The following is a 21,186-nucleotide window of genomic DNA, read 5'->3' as shown; positions in this document are numbered from 1 at the left end:
ACTTGAGGAGCTAATACATCCCAATTAATACTGTCATTCCATTTTGAAATATCGATAATATGTTTTTTCATTATTGAACATCTCCCTTTTTATCTTCTTGTTTTTGTTTACCACCTAAAATTTCAACCGCGTTTGTCAAAGCTTGTGGAAGTGGGATTCCAATACGTCCAGCGTTTTCTAAAAGTGATAACAATTCATTACCCATGAAGAAAAAGATTGTTGCTTCACGGATAGCGCTATTGCTTCCAAACGCTGTATCTAATTGCGCAGCCACTCCAACCAAAAGAAAAAGCACCACCTTTTTGGCGATGCCTTTGAAACCTACTTTACTTTTTAACTCTCCGTTGTATCCTGCTGCAATCATTCCAGTTAAATAATCAATAACTGCCATCGTCACTAAGATTTTCAATGTTGCATCCCATCCTCCTAAGAAATATCCACAGAATCCACCGAAAGTGGCAATAAAAGTTTTTAATAATACATCGATACGATCCATCTTTTCACTCCTTTATTCAAAATAAAAAGACCAGCTTATGGCTGCTCCATTTGTGTTACGTTTTCAGTTGTTTGAGTTTCTTGCGGTGGATAATTACCTGTTATTGTTTTGTAATCATCTGCACAAATTTTCTTTTTTGCGAATCCCATGTCTAATTCATATAGACGCGCACCACGTTTACATATTTCGCATCTTGTTGCAATTCGGAAACAAATTGTTCCATCAGACATTTCTCTCCAGACCTCAACCTTATTAATACCTTTTGATATACCAGCATTATCTAGCATGTCGAATGGTATTTTTAATACTACTCCATCATCCGCGCGCTCTAGATCAATTAAACGTCCTAGAAATGGAGTCCCTTCATTGGACTGTACTGGCATACCTTGCAAATCTTTGTACTGTTCCATAATTCTTATCTCCTTTCTACTTTCTATCCAAGGGCATTGAATTTCCAACCATTCGCACTGTTCACATAAAAGCCTGGGCCGTTATTACCATCTGTAAAACGAATATGCCCCCAACCTTGAAATGGATTTCCACCAAGGTTAACGCCTTGTACCGCTCGTATATTCCTAAAGAACTTAACCTCATTTTCTGTAGATATATCAAACGTTTGACCATCAGGTGCCGGACCTATGTTGTTATTTACACCGCCTACTGAAATACTATTAAATGGCTGAAGACCAGATGCTCTTTCTGCTGCTGCTCTATCCCAATCATACATAGATGCATATTTACCACTAACTAAGGTTACACCTGACACACAAATCGCTGTTCCTTGTCCAATGTTTGCATCCTCAGACTCTACTTTAATAACAACAGCGTTCTCCTGTGGATTGTAGCTATTTGGTACTGTAAAAGTGAACGATCTACGCTGAATGTCGCCATAGTATGTGCTAGGTGCATCGAATGAAAGTTTTGCTTCGTACCACATATCGTAATGAACATTATCTCTATACGTTACATAACAAACGCGCAGCTGCGGTTTAGCAGTTACCCTCTTTCCGTTTACCGTAGCGCAACGGAAGTGTGCTGATACTGTATAAACATTACCAGGATGCATACCGTTTTTAACAGTTGTTTCAGGATAGTTATACATATCCACACGAGCTGCATTCACCATTTGTTCGTAATTAAACACGGATGTATTTTTTTCTATAATTACATTGCCGTTTGCCTTCCACGGAAGGCCATATCCACCATCAAATCCCCAATAATCAGAGTGACCAATATTTTTCTTTTGAACACTTGAAAAGTCATGATCTGCTATTAAATTACGTTTAGATATAACGGTTGTTTTTGTTCCCCGTTCGTCTTCGTAAAGGAAATCTAACATTTTAACTGTTACACCATTTTTATCAATGGTAATCTTATCACCACTAATTCTAATAAGGTTCGTATCAATTCCTTCTGCTGTCAGCCATTTTACAATTGTATCAGCATTGATATTTAATTTCGCAACATCAATCGTGATTTGTTCCGCTGTTTGGTTAATAGCTGATATAATATCGCCATTTTTGACTTGAGCTAGAATCCCTTCATCCAAAACCTGTAACTTAGAACCCGTTTCTTTGACATAAGCATCATAAGTATCACCCACAAAAGTTTCGTGTTTTTCGGAGATAATTGTAACGCCCTCTGCATTTGCAGTAATACTTCTTTCTAATTCAGTAACTTTTTGATTGTATTTTTCCGTGGCTACTTTATCAGCTAAGTCATCTATGATTTTATCTTTATCAACAAAATCATTTGGATTTTCAAGATAACTAGAGGGTATGGAACCTAATTGAAACATAGGTTGTGCCATCCACAACGTTCCATTTCGTTTGACATAAAAACGAAACTTCGCTTTTACAGTACCTTCAGGAGCTAATGCGGAAACAACAATTCTTGTCCATTGATTCTTTAAAAGTTTAATTTCTTCAGACACTTGTTTTATGATGGTTCCATCAATTTTTAGGAATTGTATTTCCAAGGCACCACCTTGATCTAAGGCGGTCGGATTATCTGTTTTAAAATATGCTGATGCAACTACTGTATCACCAACAGATACCTCTGTTACAGATTGTTCGGGACCTATAAATACATCATTAGTATTCCCTTCAGCTATTGTTTTGAATGGGATTGAACCTCTGTATTTATTGTCTACATCACGCACTATAGCAAAGGGGTTACTTATATTCCAATACTTAGTGTCGTTTCTAAGTTCGGTATTTCGAAACCAGTTAATCTCCCCGATGCCACCGACATAATCTTCAACCTGCTTAATATCAACTTTCGCCTCAATAGCTTGTGAAGTTTGTTCTATTTTTGTATTCGCATCAAGGATTTGTTTCCCTTGTTCCGTTGTAGTGATAGAAAGTTGTTTTACATCACTACTCAAACCTTCTAATGATGTTTTAAATTCTGCTGTTCGTTCATCCAGTTCCTTTACATCATCACCATAATCAGGAACAAGTTCTTCCCATGCCATACCAGTCCATATCTTTAATACACCTGGCTTCCCTTTGCTAATATCACGCCAAAGTGTTTTATTTGGTTTCAAATTGGCTGTTGGTGGATTTGCAGATTCGATAATATCTACAGTGTTGTTTTCCACATTCTCGAGCGCTTTTTCAGCTAATGTTTTCGCTGCTTCAGATTCTTTTTGAGCAGTATCAGCTTTCTCTTCGGTTTCTTTAATCAACTTATCAAGCTGATCTAATATTTCTTGTTTGTTTCCTAAAGAAGCAAGGATCTTATTATAGAGCTTACGCAATTCTTCATTAGGATCAACAATCTCTCTGTAGTCACCAAATACATATTTATCTTGTGTAGGGTCTTCGAACGATTCATCAGCAGCGATTACGCGTGCTTCAAGATACAGTTTCGGTGTGAACCCTGTATCTTGAATTCGTATTGTATCGCCTTCATTTATCAACTCATGAGCTAGTCCAAATACTCGCCCAATTGATTGTGCGTTTACTTCATAAGAAACAGATGTATTAACACGTTTCTTTAGATCGGTTTTCATAAGAGTCATCAAGCGCTCTGGAGACATATCTTGGTTTTCTGTCTCTGGAGTATAGAAACCAAATTTATGTTGACCACGCTCATTCCATCGCTGAAATGCATCATTGTCCACAAGATAAGGGACTCCATTATTAATACTAGAGATGGTTATAAAGTCCCCACCTTCTTTTTTCACGAACCCTAATAGGGCTGTACAGATGTTTTGGGAATTCTCAATTCGTTTGATACCCATCAAATCTTTACCAAGAGTTACTTCTTTACCAGTATCACGCCCTCGCTTCTTCACCATATCTACATAACGGCCTACAATTTGAGAGCCTACAACTTCCGTACGGTATTGAATTTCTAATTCGAACAAGGAAGCGATATCTTTTAAAAATTTCAATGGATCTATAAACTCATCAATTGTCATCGTGTGGAAGCCAGCGTATTCGGTTTTTCCTCTTTTCCACTTCGTACCTACAAGAGCCATATCAATAAATTCATTGACTGTCTTACCTTCGATTTTCTGTGGATTGATAATACTAGCTTTTGCAAGTTGAACCCACTCACCAGATGCATAAGCAATCATTGATCTATCGTCTGAATCTTTCTCAATCTCAGTAATAACGTACGGAACAATCCGCCCATCCCTTACTTCTTTTAATACTAAATTTTGCTGCATGAGTGTTGCTGCATGATCTGTATTATCAAATACCTTAAACTCTAACGTATCAATGTTATTCTTAATCTCCCAATGTCGTTTATCGCCCCAGTAATCCTTTGGTTGTATATTGGAAACGATCTGACTCGTTTTAAAATCAACAACATGTAAAATTCCGCTTGGTGTTCTCATCTAAATCGCTCCCTATACGTTACTTTGGCTATTCCGACAGTGGAAGGCATAACTTCAAGTTTATTTGAACCTTTATTAACAACTGGATAATCACTAAATATATCTTTTAGATTAATAGCACTTTTACCATTTATCGTTACAAGACTTCGCTCTGTATCAATAGCTACTTTATCTCCAACATCGAAAATATACGGTGGATTATCTTGTGTATTCATATTGACTTTCCATATTTTCAAATCATCAATACTCATATCTTGACAGAACATGTTATTCGAAAATTGACAGATACTAATTTGAACTTGTGCAACTCTATTCATATTGACATTATTTTCATCTATCCACACAACAAAGCGTTCTGAGTCGTCTTTTTCAGTCCCAGGAAGAAATTTTGAAATATAAGCTTCCCATCTGTTACCCGTTCGTGCTAACCACAATCGACCGCGATATTGATTCCACGTATTAGGATGATCACCTGTTTCATTAATAAAGACTTGTCCACCCGGTTTTTTACTATTACCAACACTAGCAAATCCACTATTCTGCTCAGCTTCCCATTGAACATCACTCATAGATATACGAGCAACATAATCGCTATTTTCATCAAGAAGCCCAATTTCTACGCGCCCCATTTGGTCCCAGTGCAAACTTCTTACCCCGACATAAGCTTGCATAATGAAATCCTGTAATGGACCTTGTGGAATATTCTTTTTAGTAATAGCACCATGCCATCCTTTTGTACCTTCTGTTCCAAAATGAAGTGGTACAAGGCGATATCCATCTAACTTAAATTCACCTCCACCAATCATATCCTCTGTCTTAGCTACTTTTGTCCATCCTACAGCAGTTGACATTTCATCCCACAATACACGCTGATTCCTTTCAACAGGAACTTGATCAGCTTTAAGCGGATATCCAATGCGAAAATAATTCATTCCATTCCATATATCAAGAAATGTGGAAGGTTTCGTTACTTCAATTTCTAAAATTGGATTAGATTCCACGCTGCCTTTGTTTTGAACGTTTGCTATTAACCCACGCCCATCCATTTGAAATCCTACCGTTCGAGTAGGTCCTAATTTATAAGGCATTGGACAAATGAACTTCAAAGTACCTTTACCCAACGTAACAAACTCTTCAGGATCAAACTCTTCATCAATAACAGCTAAATATGTCCTATCAGGGGTTACATCAAAGATTAATTCAACGGGTTGTTCTGTAATTAGCCAATCTGCAATTTCTTCTTTCAACGTTTCTAAATCAGAACCATCAGGGACTATAATTCCTACAGGAATGGATAAGCTACGCATTTCTGTTTGTGTGTTTAATAATCTTGCCCCAGGATAGCCAGGTACACTTAACAGATTTCTTTTCAATGGTGCCCATGTTGGACTTTTCCATCCTTTTTCAAGTTGAATGAAATCTTTACGTTGATTATTAAATGTAAAAGAACTCATGATAACACCTCTTTTCTTTATAAAATAAAAGAAACCCAAACCTAAAAGGCTGAGTTTCTGTTTGTTTCTCTATCTTGATATTCCGTTGTGTATTTATAAGTACCTCGTGCCACATCTCTACCTTCTAAGATAACAGGGACTTCGATCACTAAACCTCCGCCTTGTGTTGGAATTCCTCCGTTAACACCTGATTGAACAGGTGAATAATTGAATGTTTGATTTGCAATACCACTATCCATAGACTGCTTACTATTAGCCATACTGCCATAAACGCCACTCATAACAGTTTTTAATCCTGATAACTGACTCATAGAACTATCCATCATGCGGCTCATATCACCCATTAATTGACTCATAGATCCGGTAGTGCCAACCATAGTCGCTGCGATTCCTGCACCAATGTCTCCAAGTGTCTTTTTATTCAGTGGAAGCACAGCTTCTCGTCCTGCTTCTCCAGCACCTTGCAAGTTTCCACCATTCATTCCAAAGATAGTCGGTTTAGTAAAAATACCACCTTTTGCGCGCCAATCAATATCGATTCCAGATGGATAAGTAACATCTTTTCCTAAAACATTTTTAGTACTAGTTTGTAAACTGAAGTGTGGAAGAGGTGGCATTTCAGGCTTTGGAATTTTCAATTTCAAATTTTCAAAGAATCCCTTGATTTTCCCAACAAATTCTTCCACCTTACCAACTGCTTCTTTTATTGGATCAATAATAAACCTTTTTGCTGCTTCAAATTTTTCCTGTGCTGCATTCTTTACAGCTTCAAATTTTTCTCTCGCTGCATTATACAAGCTCTCAAATTTTTCTTTAGCTGAGTTATAGGCTTCCGTAGCTGGATTAACTACATATTGCTTCACTAAATTCCAAGCTGCAAGTGTATAGGATTTTATTTTTTCCCAATTTCCTAATATCCAATTTGCTAAATCTCCAAGTTTTTCTTTCGTTGTATTCCACAATTCTTGGACTGGTTGTATAACATACTGTTTTACCAGATTCCATCCTGCCAGCGTATAAGATTTAGCTAATTCCCACTGTGAACTTAACCAAGAGACTAAATCACTAAACTTTTCTTTCACTAAGTTCCATGCTTCCTGAACTGGTTGAATGATATATTGTTTAAATAAACCCCATCCAATTTGTGCCGCAGCTTTTGCTATTTCCCATTGCGTACTAAGCCAGTTAACTAACTCGCCAATTTGTGTACTTACCCAATTGTAAGCTTCTTGGATTGGTTGAATAATATATTGACTTATTGCTGCCCAAGCAATTTGTACCCCAGCTTGAATAAGTAACCAACCTGCTTCTAAAACTGTTGAAATCAATGAAATGATCGGGTCTAAAAAAGTAACAATCGTATTCCAGGTATCTTGCCAAGCTTGCGTTAGCATCCCCCACAATTCGGATGCCGTTGTAACTAAAGATGTCCACCAGGAAGAAGCTGTTTCAACAATCCCAGACCATAAGCTACTAAAGAATTCGCCTATTGGGTCAAAAAAACTATGCATCATTTCTGTGAATGAAGCCCAAGCTCCAGAAAAGAATTCAACAATAGAATTCCATGCACCACTACATACCTCACCTATACCTGTCCATAAATCACTAAAAAATTGACCTATCGGATCAAAAAACGCATGCATTGTTTCTAAAAATGAATTCCATGCATCGCTGGATGATTGAACTATACCGTCCCAAAGTTCTACTAAATATTCCGTAATAGAATTCCAAATATCTATAGTCCATTGTTTAATGTCATCAAAGTTTTTATAAATCGCAAAACCTATGGCAGCTATAGCGGCTACGATAAGGGGAATAGCAGCAACAATTCCAGCCGCTGCAGCCGCTCCAATCCCGAAGATACTCATGACTGTCACAACTATAGGCGCAAGTGCCATGATAGCACCTGATATTATGCCGATGGCTACAGCAATTGTTGCTAATGTCGCTGCCAACTCCGGATTATTTGTGACCCACTCAGCAAACTTTGCTACTAAATCCGCTACGACACCTAGAACCGGTTCAAGAGCCATTTTTAAATCATTCATAGCTTTTTGCATTTTTACAGCTGGATTTGCATCCATTTTCTTTATGGAGTCATTCAATTGATCTTGGTTATTCTTAAAATCAACTGTTTTTTCTTTTGCTCCTAGCAATGTGTTAATTATGTTTTGTCCTTGGTCTTCGTACATGGTCATTTTGTTATCGTAAAGGCTTTTTATCCTCTACTTCTTGCACTTCATTTTAATGCAAGCTCGGCATACGTTTTCACTTGTAAAGTGTCGCGGTCTCGTGAAGGGATTATATCTTTTCACCCTCTATGCTCTGCCCCTGACTATACTTTGTATAGCCTTCGGTTCAAGTTAGGAATCTCACCCTTCTTGCTTAATACCGCAATTTTACTTCGGCACAATTTATCATCTACCGAAAAGTTTTACCCCTAATTCATTACGTTTTGTTTCATCATCGACTTCTGATAAGGCTTGAGCAATTTCAGTCATAGCGGCTGATCCTTCTTTGCCACCGTTCGCTACAGCTTGTCCCCATTTTTGTAATTGTTCAGCTGAAATATTTGTTCCTTCAAGGGTTTCTTTCATCGCTTTATCGACACCTTGACCGAATTCAGCCGCTTTGATACGACCTTCTTTCAAACCATCTAAGAGATTATCAATCATTTATATTCAACGTGATTCGCAACGTCACGCCCGTTCTCTTACGAACTGCTATACGTTACCGTATAGATTAGACTATATCTTCAACTACTTGAGTTGCCCCCCGTTTCGAGTGTCATTTGCTTACACCCTACGTCTTTCGACTAGTCGTTGCACGTTCCTTAATTAAAGGCTTCGCTCAGTATTGTCTCTTTTGAGAGTTTCACTGAATTAAAGGGGTTTTTCATTGTACGTCGCCATACAAGGGAACTATGATTTAATTCCATGTGCCTGTTTCGACCCCAGCTTCCATTATGGCTTGGACTTCTTCAGCATTATAGCCAGCTCGCGTTAGCTGTCCTCCATATTCGGCGATGATATCCAATTGTTCAGAAGGGAATCCGACTTTTAAAAGTGAATTTGTTAATCCCAACGCGCCTTCTTGCGAAATCCCTAACTCACTTGCTATTTCATTCGTTTCCTGTATTAATTCAGTGAAATCAATACCTTCATAAGATTGAGCTATCGCTGCTGCTCCTTTTACAACTGCTGCATTTGCTTCATCACTAACGTTTTTATTTAAGGCCCATTGCCTACGTACACCCTCTAAAGATGCTTCTGCATCAACACCATAAGTAGTAACACCCCTTACAGCTTCCTCCACGGATTTCTTTGAGGATTCAGGGACATCAAAAGTAATATCAATCTTCGTTTTTAACTTAGACATGTCCATTGCTTGTTCAACTGCACTTGCAATACCACCACCAGCTGCCATTCCACCTATAACATTTTCTAATCCTACTTGTAAGCCTTCAAACTTTTTCTCTGTTCTGTCAGCTTCTTGTTGTAAATCTTTTAATTCATTTTGTACTTGTTGAATCGAGTTCCCATCATCCACAGATCTGAGCGCACGTTGTAATTTTTCAATATCCGCTTCAGTTCCTAATGCTTCTCGACCGATAATTCCAATCGCTTGTTCTAACTGCCGACTTGTAGCTGTTCCGCTTTTAATTGCATTCACAAGACGATTCCCTAATGCCCCTGCAAAATCATCAACACTTTTTCCTGTAGCGCTAAACAATGTTTCTAATTGCCTTGTTGAACTTGCTACATTGTCTTGTTCAGCTTTCATGCTTCCAAGCTTATTTTTCAGGCCATTAAGTGACCCTTCTGTAAATTCAATTTCACGCCTGAATGCACGATATTGTTCTTCGGAAATCTTACCATTTTGAAATTGTGCCTGGACCTGTTGTTCCGCTGCCTTCAATTTATCTAGCTTTTGTGTTGTGTTTTCAATCTGTTGAGTAAGTAACTGTTGTTTTTGGGCTAATGCTTCGATATTGCCTGGGTCGAACTTCAACAACCTTTCAACATCTTTAAGCTCTTTAGTTAAATCATTACTGCGTTTATTAACATCTTTTAAGGCATTTTGAAGACCCGTAGTTTCTCCATCAATAGAGATAGTAATCCCTTTAATTCTTCCTCCTGCCATCATCTCACCCCTTTCTTAGAACAAATCGAAGTCTTTTTGATTTGCTTTACGAGTTTTTTCTTTGTCCGGATTCTCCATTTCAGCGAATTCAGCAATATAATCAAAGCAATCGCCAACTGTCATCATTTCTAAATCACCATGTGTTAACTTCGCTTTATAACAAAGAGCAAGGAACGTATCAGTGGATAATTCTTCATCACTGAAAGTCTCTTGCTCTCCATTATTTTTCTTTATTTTTTTTTTGCTCCCATTGTACTTTGAATCATGTCATTAATTTCTGGCATGATATCGTAAATAGGAAACTCGTCAAATCCATCTAGCCATGTAATTGGATCAGGAAGATTTGGATCTGCTGTTTTTGCATATAACCAAACTAAATCGTAAATAACTTCAAAATCGACGTTCTTAAAATCTGCGGTTGATAGGTCAATAGTGCCTTGTGAGTCATCTTGCGAGGTAAATGTACCGATAGCTCCTAATGCCATCATATCTGCGAATAAATCACGTCTGAATTGTGCCTTATAGCGTTTAACTGTTGCCGCTGTACCTTTTAATCGAACTTGTTTTCCGTCAATTGTAATTGTCTTTTCCATTTATAATTACGCTCCTTTTGGTGCTGCTGGTGTTTTTACATATACTTTTTTGTACCAGTCGTTATAAATTGCTTGAGTTGTTTTAGCAGTCGTTTTCGTTTTAACCATTGGTCTGCCACCAGATGCTAAAACAATTGGGCTAGAAACAAACTTCAGTTCATTTGTATTTGGTTCAGCTGAATTTGTTTTTGTTTTAGATGCAATCGTTGGACGACTTGCTGAACAGTTATACATAGCATGACGAGTTGCGTTCACATCACCATCAAACTCAAATAATAAGGCGAATGGTTTTCCTTTTGCATCAGCCAATTCACTTAATACACCATCCGTTTCGTCCAATTCCTCACCAAGTGCATCAATAGCAAATTGCTCTGGGATAGTAGCAATATTTAATGTTCCATCGTAACCTTGGTTATTACTTGCCGCGTAATAAAGCATGTCATCTGCATAGAATTCAATTAAATCACCGCGTGGCTCAAAAGTTAGTTCGACCCCACCACGTAATGGAATTGGTGTCCCGAATGTAACTAAAAAATCCTTAATATCTAATGGCACATAATGTACATTTTTCAAACCGAATGTCACCTTGTTTTCATTCATTTACATCAACCTCGTTTCATATATTTTTTGAAATAATTTTTCAGATTCAATAAAAGTCCCATACGAGTCATAAGTTATTTCATGATTGTCTAGGACTTTTTCAAGTTTGGCTTCTGCAACCAAGTCTTTTTTTGTGGTATAAAGCTCAATATTTAAATCATTTACCTTGTGATAGACTTTGTTATCAGCCATCAGGTTTGCTGAACCGTCCACAAGAAAACAGATATATGGTGGGGCTGGAACTGGATTACCTGGCGTTGCTGTGAAATGCGAATAAGCCACAGGATAACCTGTAGCTTCAAGAATTTTTGTTAATTCACCTAATGTCATTGCCCAATCGTCCTTTCGATACGTCTTGGCAATTCGTCAATTACATACTCTTCAACTGGACGAATGTGCACTTGTGCTGGTACTCGACCACCACCGACTTTTGCATGTCCATTTTCTAAAAGGTGTGTTAATTGCCCTTGTGTATTATGAAGAATAACACCCTTTCCTTCTTTTTTCTTGCGCCAGCCTTTACGATAAGCACCTGTTTTTTTAGGACTATTTTGCTTTAATTTTTCTACAGCAACATCAGCCACTTCTTCTTGTGTGGTCAATAATTCTTCTTCCACAACATTTGCATATCTTTGTAATTCTCTAGCAAGATCACTCGCAAAATCGTTCATATTAAACATGCTCCTTCGCGATAATAGTCAATGTTTGATACATTTCATCGTCATTCATTGGCGGTTCGATAATATCAAAGATACGACCTTTCATATTAATTCGCATTTCTTCCGTAATACCAGAAGTATAAGGAATCACAAAACGATAAACCCGTGCAGCCTGTGAAGCTGAAGCTTCAATATACTCGGAACCTTTCACCGTTTTTATCATTGACCAGGCTTTTTTTAATTCCCGCCAAGATGTTTCGATTACTTGGTTTAATTCATCTTTTATTACTACAGGTTGTTCAATGATAATTCGATTCCTAAAATCACCTGTATTCAGTGGTTTTTTGTACTGAAAAGGACGCATATTAATCACCGTCCAGTTTGATTTCTTCTAAAGCTTTTTGAATGCCAAAGCTATTTATTTCTGTTAAAAAATTTTCAGAAAAATACTCAAGTGCATCATTGTAAACATAACGAGAACGTTCAAAAACTAATTCTTTGAACGTCTCGTCTTCGTTTATGTCATATGATCCACAGTCTTTTATTAAAGCTTTATTGGATGCAAATAGGATGCGTCTTAGATTATCGTCTTCCTCATCACCTAATCGCATCCTATCTTTGAATTGCTGTAAAATCTGATCTGAAATTATTTTGTCCATTCACATCACCCTTGTGTTGGTGGCGTTACTTCTTCAAGTTTCAATGTGTAAACTTGTGAAGTGTATTTATCCTTTGGTTTACCTGTAGCATATTGCTTAGCGATATAAAGCGTTGCATCCTCTAAAGCTAATGTTTCTTCATACTTTTTAATTGGTTCAGTTCCGCCCATCGCTGCAATATACTCTCCTTTAACAAAGAACAGCACCTTACCTTGAGGTACAAATACTGATTCTGAAGGAGTTGGATTGAAAGGTAAACTTGTCACATACACCCCAGCTGCATTTTGAATTGTTGCATTTGCTTGGATATCAAAAGTATCAAACGGATTTGTTACCATAACTACTTTCCCAGCAATATTTTTTGGTCTGTCTGCATCAGTTTTACCATCAGGATTTAGCTTTTTAGCCAGTAATTTAACAACACCTTTTAATTCATTGATTGTTTTGCGACCTGGTTCAAACGTTAAAGTCCCCGCTGTTTTTTTATCTGGATATACTCCTCCAACTACACTTCCACTTGGATCTTTTAACAATCCGATAGGCTCATCTTTACCTGTACCAATTACGAATCCACGTTCTAAACCTACAGACATAGCTTCTGAAATCATTGTACGAACATAGCGTTCCACCCACACTGGACCAAGTTTAAGCATGTCATTTGCCAATGGGATAAACGCCGTTAATTTAAGTTGAGAGATAGACTCTTTTCGGAATGTAGCATTTAGTTGTCCTTTAATATCACCAAATAACGGTCCCCATACAGCTGCACCTTCTGGATCTCCATAGATAAATTCTGTCACGGCACCTAAGTTTTCTAATCCGATATGTTCTAGTAATGGATGACCTTGAACTAAATCATCAAAAATTCGTTCTTGTGTTGTCTTAGGTAATGTTTCAGTATCTTTAAATCCGCCATCTTGAACGACTGCATTGAAGAATTTCATTTCCTCACTCGTTAATACGTTAGAACCACGAGACTGCATAATTGAACGGTCTACAATCGATTCATTGACTTGATTCAAGATATCCGAACGGACATCTGTAGCAAGCGCTTCAATCATAGAATTTAATGCGGCTGTTTGTTCTTCTGGTGTTCCTTCCTGTGTTGCCTTCGCAAAAGCTATTTTTTTCTCTTCAAAATTATTAAATTTAATCACCATATTTTATTTTCCTCCTAAATTTAAAAAGAGCGTACTCAGATTCTGTTTTGTTGTAACAGGCTCTTGAATAGGCTCTTTTGGATTTTGATTATTTGGTTGTTTCGTATACTTAGCTACTAAATCTTCTTTGAAATTTTCTACAACTTCCTCTTCTTCATCTTCTTGCGTATCATCAATTTCAATTTCATCAGCAATTTCATCAGCTAAACCAAGAGCAACTGCTTCCTCTGCTGTTAGCCAAGTTTCATCTTTTAAAAGCTGTTTTAACTCTTCGTCTGTTCCAACAAAACGTTTTTTATAAGATGCTGCTAAAGCTGAATCAATTTTTCGTAAATCTCGTGCTGTTTTTTCAAAAAGATCTGCATTTCCATATTCGATGCTACTAGCTTGATGAATCATCATCATGGTATTGATTTTATCACCAGCCATTGCAATTACAGATGCGGCACTAGCCGCCCAGCCATCAATATGAACTATAATTTCGGCATCATGCTGCTTTAACAGATTGCAAATTGCTACACCATCAAATGCTGAACCTCCACCTGAATTAATATGAACGTGAATTTTTTCTGCTTTTACATCTTGAATTTTTCTTCTTACTGCTTCAGCGTTATTTTCACTAAACCATCCACCGATTGATCCATAAACGGTTAATTTGTACTCATTCTCACCTTTAGCTTCAAAGCGAATATCTCGTTTTAAATTTAAAAGCTTATTCATGTTCAAATGTTCCATCATTTATCACCTCCTTCAGATTCATTTAGTTTCGTATAATTCTTCGTAATATGATGGATATTTAAGTTTGGATCATCAGAACCTTCATAATCTACTTCTGAACGAATCTCATTTCCTGTAAATGCACTTGAAGAAATGAGTTTATCAATACTTGTTGCAAGGTCAAATATACTCTGATAAGAAACAGCTTTAACTTCAATCTTTTGTCCTGAAAGATATTCATTCATTTCAAAGAATTTAACATTCGCTTCATCAGATAGCTTTTTTAATAATGGCCTTACTGTAAAAAGCATGTAATTTTTCGTTTGCTTCTCTACATCAGCCATTTCGCCATATAACAAAGCTGTTGGAATACCAATAGCCATTGCTACTTGATTTAAAAAACCATTGGTTACTTTATTGATTTCTTCCACACTAGGACCATTCGCAACCCCATTATATATTTCGTTATAATTAATACCCTTTTGTTGTGGAACAATAGCGATATCTTTCGTACCAATTGCTTTATACATATTGTCAATAAACTCTTGCAACTTGGCTATCTGTTCTTCTGTTTTAGCACCGATAATATCCATATCAACTGTTCCACGAACTTGATTCTTACGTTTTTGAGAGTTTAATAGCCTACCGAATAAGTCCCCGTAATCTGCAAATAATCCATCAATAAGTGGAGATAATTTATCATTTCGATACTTTAAATGAATAACTTCGCTTTGCTTAAAACTTCTCTTAAACGTATAATCCTTTACTATTACATCGGTAAAAGTATCTTCAAACACAGCATATTCGTTATGTTGAAATCCATCAGCAATAAGTAAATCACTATCATCTGCTTGTATAACTAAACACTCATTATCATAAATAAGTTTGCGAATAAATCTTTCCCAGAAGGTACTGGCCGTCATGTTTTTGTTCGGTCTAACGTTTAATCGATAATAAAGCTCATTCTTCTCAAATGCTTTACCGTTTCTTACTCTGAATTCAGATTGACTAATTGTTCTTCCTAAAAATGATACGCATGTATCAATTGCTAATCGTTTCATATGAACCCTGTTTGCTGTATCAGCAATCAAATCCAAATCGACCATAAATTCTAGCTCTTTATTTCTTTTGAATACTGAACCTAACCATCCAATGATTATCACCCCCTTTATTAGAATTTAATATCGCTGAGTATAAAGTCGGTTGCCTCTTGTATCTCGTCCGCTCGATAAAGAGCATGAACAAAACATTGGAATCCATCTGTTTTTCTACGTACTGGCTCTTTTTTCTCGTATATTTTATTTCCATCACCTTTGATAACAACCAATACGTTTTGCGTGTACCAACGCATTAGAGGGTTATCATCAAAAATAATTTGTTTATTTGCAAAAGCCATTTCAATACGAGGTGCTAGTAAACTATGAATTGCTTTTGGATTCCTTATAACCTCTATTTCAAAACCTTCTGCTACCAATAAAGGCCTTATCGCTTCCATTCGGAAGTTATCAGCTATAATTTTCTTAACCCCATATTGCTCACGCATTTCTACAAACCAATCAACGATATGCTGAGGATTAATAGTCGGCTCGTCCACAACTGTAAGTAAGCCTTGTTCCTCCCACTCTTTAATTGGTGCAAACTTTTGTTTTTTATACTCGCCAGCCTTTTTAGAATAACCATAATAAATATCAACAAATTCCTTTCGCACAAAGGAATGAGTTTTAAAAATGTACTCACCATTTTGTCTAAATAAAAGACCACATGCTGCAAAATCTCGAATACTCGCAAAGTCTAATGCTCCTATACATTCTTGAGCATACAAATTAGGGAATGGACGATTTGTAGCAAGAATTTCTGACCACTTTGCAACAGAGCGTTCTAAATTTGTAACGGGTAAGTTCATACGCTTTGTCATGAACTCTTCTCTGTTACTTGGATCATCCTCTAAATCTTCATACTCTTCCTTTATCGTTTCAAGTAACCCTTCAGCATACTCGCTTAACGGCTGCGATAACATAGGGTTTGCCATTTCCCAATTATCCGGATCATCAACTTCTTTTTCATCATTCAATTTACAAATGAATGGAAAGATAGCGTTTGGACGGGCTTCACCATTTAAAACCTTCATTGCTTTTTCTTTTTGCTTATCTAAGAAACCATCACGTACATATCCATCTGTACCAATATAAAATTCGCGTGGATTTTTCTTTTTCCCTAAGCCACTGATATGGACTCGAACATCTTTATTGCTTTCGTATTGATGTATTTCATCAAATACAACCGCGCCATCACGCAAACCATCTTTCGTATCTCCGTTTGATGTCCTAAACTTCAATACACTTCCGGTAGCTTTGGAAACAGTTTGAGTTAATGTTGTTTTAAATGCTCGTTGCAATATTTCATTTCGTTTAACGCATTTATGAACTTCATCAGGACTTGTTTTCGCTTGTTCTTCACTGTTTGCAACAACGGAAATGTTATACTCCGGAATACCATGCATTTCACTAATTAAAAAGTGAATGATGACTGATATTAATCCGTTTTTACCGCCACCACGCCCAAGCATCCATAGGAATTTACGATAAAATACGCGTCCATTTTTCTTATAAAATAAAAAGACGAATGCTATTAAGAATTTCTGAAAAGATTGTAATGGAAAGTACCACTTCTCACCGAAGCGAATACACTTCTCAATCATTTCATCATCAAAATATAAATCGTCTCTGTTCAAAACATATTTTTCTAGATATTCAATTAACAATTCTCTTTCTTTATTGAACTTCACTTTTCCACTTCGATAAAGTTCAATATATTCATCAATGTACTTTTGCCCAATCATGTTAGATCACTTTCACTATAACCCGCATTAGGAATGTTAGCCTTAACAACAAACTTTATATCTCTGCCTAACGCGATTAAAGAACTGTTAATTTTATTCCTTTCTCCTATAAGAGGGTGGGCTTTAACAAAAACTTGAGAACCGTTTTTTACTGTTACGGACTCGCCTTCCTTATTAATAGTTTTATTTATTTTTCTAAATGCTTTAACAAGATCAATGTATCTTTCTACCTTTTCAACTTCGACTAAATCTGCAATATCAATACTATTCATGAGCTGTTCTTTTAACCTTACAATACTAACAGCCATCTACCCACCCCCCCTTACGTGCGTAATTCCGAAAAAAACCTGACAGTTAACCCCCTCCTCCGGTGCCCCTTAGACGAAAAATTGATGAAATTTTTTAAGGGGGGGTATTGTTTCTGGATCATTTTTACCACTTTTCATCGTTTTCCCATTTATTCTGTTTTTTTTGAATGTTCTACCGTGTTCTTTATTGTGGCAATCCACACAGACTGTTTCTAAGTTATCTATTTCTAATGCAAGTTCTGGATGATGTTCAAGTTCTTTTATATGATGGACAACTAACTGTATCTTCTTACGGTTCGCACTCTCACTGTACTCATTGGTATCAGTTTGAACACGACCGTTTCGTTTGCACTCTTGACACTCATAGTTGTCACGCTTCTTTGCTTGTTCTCGTATACTCTTCCACTCACCACTGTCATAGAACTTACGCTTCTGTTGTTTGGTTTTGTATTTATTCACTTGCCTTTACCTCAATCACTCCTATATCAATTCTCTTCTCACGATGTTGGATATCAAGACATTTCTCACAATAGAAAGTAGAAAAGATATCCAAGTCATAATGTTTAGCATCAGAATAAAAAGAAGTAGTCTCACTATCTAACACTTGGTATTTATGCTCACACATTATCTCACTCCTCTTAATCTTGACCTATCAATCACCCAAGTCTTACCCATCTTCTTTGCACTATCTTTCCTTCAGCGCACAGGTTTTTAACTTGACCAGCTAATATATTAAGAATAGATGCAGCTTCATGTACACCAATTTTGTTATGAAAGAATACATTCATACATTATTCTCCTTCCAAAATAAAAAGCATCCAAATTGGATGCCTTTTATTTCCCTATATTTTCTAAGATATACTTTTCAATCAACTCTGCTTTTTGTTCTACCTTTTCTGTCCACGGAACTAATAAAAACCCTGCTATATCAGTGCCATTTGTTAAATCAATAAATTTTTCAATTCTCTTTCGATGATTCGTTTCAGTATCCGGAAATCCTGGTGGTTTCGGAATAAAGCCTGGCGCTACGAAAGTAATATTAAACGTTGATTCCTGTACAAACTCATCATAATTCACATTGATGATTCCTAATTCTTTATTCTGAAATACCTTTTCTGTTTCTTTTTCATTCAACATACGAATAAAATAATCTAATTTAACTCTCTTATTTATTGGATCTTCCATGTGAGGCGCACGAACTTCAAATTCACAGTGTCCGTATAACTCGTCGGCTTCTCTTGTTAAGCAAGCAAAATCAAGAGCAACTTCTGAATCTTCATTTACACGAGAATTAGAAGCAATTCGAGACGCTTGGCTCTTCCCGTTTCCAAAAATTAAACAACCTTGATCATGAATCTTGAAAATGTCTCCATAAAAAATATTATTTGGTCTTGCCGTAGCTGTAAATTCTCTCATTTATACCACTCCTTTCCAAATGATATATTCGACGAAAAAGTGGAAAATCCTACAAATAAAATAAAAAGCACCCGAATGGATGCTTTGATACCAATTATTTATTTGTACTTCAATTACGGTAAATGAAGTTTTATTCTTCTTCCAGCTAACAACCACGACAGACACTCTTGGTTCGCTTATCAGGCAACCTCATTCCATCTACCTAGGATGTTGTTAGCTCAAAGAAGAGCAAAAGCTCTCCCTAATAACGGTATCATTCAATCACTACCATCTGCTGGTTACGGATTTTATGTGCCATCATTATGAATCGTTTAGACAAAATATAAAGGAATCTTTATGAGTTGTGTTTTCCGCCACTTCTCACAATACAAATATAACACGCTAGTTCCAAAACAACCGGCACATTTACTGCCAAAAAGCTGCCACGATTCTGCCAATCATTTTATAACTTCCCATTTCAAACTTGAACCATTAGTCATAACTACTTTTCGATCTCGCAACCATGTTCTAACATACATACTATGTTTCACACTATCTTTACCTCTACTATCATTTATTGTTTGATTTATATATTTCATCTTTTCATCCGTTATTGTTTTATACTCTACTTCAACCCGTTTCATTTCATAAACCATAGTATTAAAAGATAATGATGGGATATATAATTCATCATTACCCTCTAATAAATAAATATCTACTGTATTAAGTAACTTTTCACCAATCGAATCTTGTAATATCACTTTTATTACCACATCAAAACAAGGATTAGAACTTATATTTTTTATTTTTATAAAGGTACCTTGTAGTTCTTTTTCGTCAAACTCACTCACTTGCCTATGTTCAGCGAGGCACTTTTTATATTCTTCTGTAAGAATTAATCTCCCGCCTTTTTTTAATACTTTATCCTCTGAATAGGGATTATCTGTTACACTTTCAACCACAACATATGACCTTAGATTCTTCTTTCTCAATGAATTAGCATTTCTTAAATTAAATATCAGTGCAATAATTGACCCAATGAAGCCCCACATTGACCAGTTAGTTATGTTACTCAGTATTTGTTCCAACAAATTCATATTAGTATCACTCTCCTCCCAAAAAACAAATTAATACAACGTGGCATTTAATATATTGATTTTATCATATAGACACCTTCCCTAGTTACCCATATCTTATATTTTGTATAACTAACTGAAATACCAGCTCCCTTGATACCAGTAACTTTATAAACCTTTTTCAAGTTTTATAACCAAGTAAATCTATAATTATATACCTTATAAACGAAGAAACATCTTTCTTGTTTATTAACATGCATAATTAACAGTATCTTCACCATTACCTTTTAATAGATATTCGCACTGGAATTAATCTTACATTCTGATAATATATACATTAGATATCATGTAAAATTTGAGAGGGGATCTACATAATGAGTAAGAAAAAGAAAAAGCCTAGTGAATCTACCCTTGCTAAACAAGCAATTGCTAAAAAGTATCAAAAAGAGTATGGAAGCACACCCATTATCGTTTCTACCAACTTAGAAAGTATGAAAACTGGTTATGCTGCTGTAGCAACTGACCATATTCAATTATTCAAGTACAATAAAGATGTAAATGATGTTGTCAGTATTGCTAAATACTACTTTATTAATTATTCCACTGTTCTAGTAGATCACTTTGCTATTAAATCCCTATTCGAGTTTAATGGATCAGGAACACCATTTCGTTTTATCCCAACAGAACAAGGAAAAGATATCGAGCGCTTTATTGAAAATAACACATCCATTGAAATACATAAGGTACATCGTAAATGGTACAGTAAAATTCTTGGTTTCCGTTCTAATACAAAATGGAAAATGGTTGTGGCATGTATAATATATTTATTTATTCTCACGGCTGGAATTAGCGGAATGATAGATAATAAAAATGAAAATAAAGCAGCTTCAACAACAAAAGTTGTAGATACAGATGCTACTAAAAAAGATAACGAACAACAGAAACAAGAAGAGTCACAAAAACAACAAGAAGAGCAAAAGAAGCAAGAGGAACAACGAAAGAAACAAGAATTACAAAAACAACAAGAAGAGCAAAAGAAACAAGAATTACAAAAGCAGCAAGAAGAGCAAAAGAAACAAGAATTACAAAAGCAGCAAGAAGAGCAAAAGAAACAAGAAGAACAGAAGCAAAGCGTACAGCAACAACCAAACAATGATCTCCCTCAAGGAAATTACAATTTTAAAAGCTGTAAAGAAGCCAAAGCAGCTGGATTCTCAAATATCACAAGAGATCACCC

Annotated in this window: 20 protein-coding genes and 4 pseudogenes; 1 reads left to right on the top strand and 23 read right to left on the bottom strand. The window is 36.2% G+C overall.

Annotated features, from left to right (window positions below; genetic code table 11):
• Positions 1 to 70: 70 nt before the first annotated feature.
• The 23 genes and pseudogenes from MR071_RS23870 to MR071_RS23760 all read right to left on the bottom strand — a co-directional run bounded on the left by MR071_RS23870 (position 71) and on the right by MR071_RS23760 (position 19,970).
• Positions 71 to 496, bottom strand: a complete 426-nt coding sequence (locus tag MR071_RS23870; protein ID WP_242238148.1) for a phage holin family protein — start codon at positions 494 to 496, stop codon at positions 71 to 73.
• Between the two features lie 35 nt (positions 497 to 531).
• Positions 532 to 906 carry a hypothetical protein gene (locus MR071_RS23865; protein WP_242238147.1) on the bottom strand — a complete coding sequence of 125 codons (375 nt, stop codon included), beginning with the start codon at positions 904 to 906 and terminating at the stop codon, positions 532 to 534.
• Between the two features lie 23 nt (positions 907 to 929).
• Positions 930 to 4,346: a phage tail spike protein gene (locus MR071_RS23860; protein WP_242238146.1), complete on the bottom strand. Its 3,417-nt coding sequence runs from the start codon at positions 4,344 to 4,346 to the stop codon at positions 930 to 932.
• A complete protein-coding gene (locus MR071_RS23855; protein ID WP_242238145.1) occupies positions 4,343 to 5,800 on the bottom strand; it encodes a distal tail protein Dit in 1,458 nt (485 codons plus the stop codon). The genes MR071_RS23860 and MR071_RS23855 overlap by 4 nt, the downstream gene beginning before the upstream one ends.
• Before the next feature lie 41 nt (positions 5,801 to 5,841).
• A complete protein-coding gene (locus tag MR071_RS23850; protein WP_242238144.1) occupies positions 5,842 to 7,998 on the bottom strand; it encodes a phage tail tape measure protein in 2,157 nt (718 codons plus the stop codon).
• Between the two features lie 228 nt (positions 7,999 to 8,226).
• Positions 8,227 to 8,472 (bottom strand): annotated as a pseudogene (locus tag MR071_RS23845) (hypothetical protein); the annotation flags it as partial.
• A 259-nt stretch (positions 8,473 to 8,731) separates the two neighbouring features.
• Positions 8,732 to 9,946 (bottom strand): annotated as a pseudogene (locus MR071_RS23840) (DUF2207 domain-containing protein); the annotation flags it as partial.
• A 227-nt stretch (positions 9,947 to 10,173) separates the two neighbouring features.
• A complete protein-coding gene (locus tag MR071_RS23835; RefSeq protein WP_242238143.1) occupies positions 10,174 to 10,536 on the bottom strand; it encodes a hypothetical protein in 363 nt (120 codons plus the stop codon).
• 6 nt (positions 10,537 to 10,542) lie between these two features.
• Positions 10,543 to 11,136 (bottom strand): major tail protein, encoded by a 594-nt coding sequence (locus tag MR071_RS23830; RefSeq protein WP_242238142.1) that lies wholly within the window; start codon positions 11,134 to 11,136, stop codon positions 10,543 to 10,545.
• Positions 11,137 to 11,466, bottom strand: coding sequence for a hypothetical protein (locus MR071_RS23825; RefSeq protein ID WP_242238141.1), 330 nt, complete (start codon positions 11,464 to 11,466; stop codon positions 11,137 to 11,139). It lies immediately after the preceding gene.
• Positions 11,463 to 11,807 (bottom strand): HK97 gp10 family phage protein, encoded by a 345-nt coding sequence (locus MR071_RS23820; RefSeq protein ID WP_242238140.1) that lies wholly within the window; start codon positions 11,805 to 11,807, stop codon positions 11,463 to 11,465. The genes MR071_RS23825 and MR071_RS23820 overlap by 4 nt, the downstream gene beginning before the upstream one ends.
• A gap of 1 nt (position 11,808) precedes the next feature.
• Entirely contained in the window at positions 11,809 to 12,159 is a 351-nt protein-coding gene (locus MR071_RS23815; protein WP_242238139.1) for a phage head closure protein, read from the bottom strand.
• A gap of 1 nt (position 12,160) precedes the next feature.
• Entirely contained in the window at positions 12,161 to 12,454 is a 294-nt protein-coding gene (locus MR071_RS23810; protein WP_242238138.1) for a hypothetical protein, read from the bottom strand.
• Positions 12,455 to 12,459: 5 nt separating this feature from the next.
• Positions 12,460 to 13,614 (bottom strand): phage major capsid protein, encoded by a 1,155-nt coding sequence (locus tag MR071_RS23805; protein WP_242238137.1) that lies wholly within the window; start codon positions 13,612 to 13,614, stop codon positions 12,460 to 12,462.
• Positions 13,615 to 13,617: 3 nt separating this feature from the next.
• Positions 13,618 to 14,349 (bottom strand): head maturation protease, ClpP-related, encoded by a 732-nt coding sequence (locus MR071_RS23800; protein ID WP_242238136.1) that lies wholly within the window; start codon positions 14,347 to 14,349, stop codon positions 13,618 to 13,620.
• Positions 14,349 to 15,494, bottom strand: a complete 1,146-nt coding sequence (locus MR071_RS23795) for a phage portal protein (RefSeq protein WP_090835059.1) — start codon at positions 15,492 to 15,494, stop codon at positions 14,349 to 14,351. The genes MR071_RS23800 and MR071_RS23795 overlap by 1 nt, the downstream gene beginning before the upstream one ends.
• Before the next feature lie 8 nt (positions 15,495 to 15,502).
• A complete protein-coding gene (locus MR071_RS23790; RefSeq protein WP_048517239.1) occupies positions 15,503 to 17,170 on the bottom strand; it encodes a terminase TerL endonuclease subunit in 1,668 nt (555 codons plus the stop codon).
• A complete protein-coding gene (locus tag MR071_RS23785; RefSeq protein WP_048517240.1) occupies positions 17,167 to 17,478 on the bottom strand; it encodes a P27 family phage terminase small subunit in 312 nt (103 codons plus the stop codon). Before MR071_RS23785 ends, MR071_RS23790 begins: the two co-directional genes overlap by 4 nt.
• Positions 17,479 to 17,602: 124 nt before the next feature.
• Positions 17,603 to 17,937 (bottom strand): annotated as a pseudogene (locus MR071_RS23780) (HNH endonuclease).
• Positions 17,930 to 18,103, bottom strand: a complete 174-nt coding sequence (locus tag MR071_RS23775) for a hypothetical protein (RefSeq protein ID WP_164468366.1) — start codon at positions 18,101 to 18,103, stop codon at positions 17,930 to 17,932. The pseudogene MR071_RS23780 and the gene MR071_RS23775 overlap by 8 nt, the downstream one beginning before the upstream one ends.
• Positions 18,103 to 18,266: pseudogene (locus tag MR071_RS23770) on the bottom strand (DNA-binding protein). The gene MR071_RS23775 and the pseudogene MR071_RS23770 overlap by 1 nt, the downstream one beginning before the upstream one ends.
• A gap of 46 nt (positions 18,267 to 18,312) precedes the next feature.
• Positions 18,313 to 18,894: a hypothetical protein gene (locus tag MR071_RS23765; RefSeq protein WP_242238135.1), complete on the bottom strand. Its 582-nt coding sequence runs from the start codon at positions 18,892 to 18,894 to the stop codon at positions 18,313 to 18,315.
• A gap of 437 nt (positions 18,895 to 19,331) precedes the next feature.
• Positions 19,332 to 19,970 (bottom strand): hypothetical protein, encoded by a 639-nt coding sequence (locus MR071_RS23760; RefSeq protein ID WP_242238134.1) that lies wholly within the window; start codon positions 19,968 to 19,970, stop codon positions 19,332 to 19,334.
• 353 nt (positions 19,971 to 20,323) lie between these two features.
• On the opposite strand from MR071_RS23760, the gene MR071_RS23755 reads away from it, so the two are divergent.
• The coding region (locus MR071_RS23755) for a hypothetical protein (protein WP_242238133.1) at positions 20,324 to 21,186 on the top strand (863 nt) is incomplete at its 3' end.

Origin of the sequence: Bacillus cereus group sp. BfR-BA-01316, from assembly GCF_022664195.1 — a bacterium.
Lineage (GTDB): Bacteria > Bacillota > Bacilli > Bacillales > Bacillaceae_G > Bacillus_A.
The sequence above is the reverse complement of the archived record's forward strand: the minus strand, read 5'-3'. Positions and strand labels throughout refer to the sequence as shown.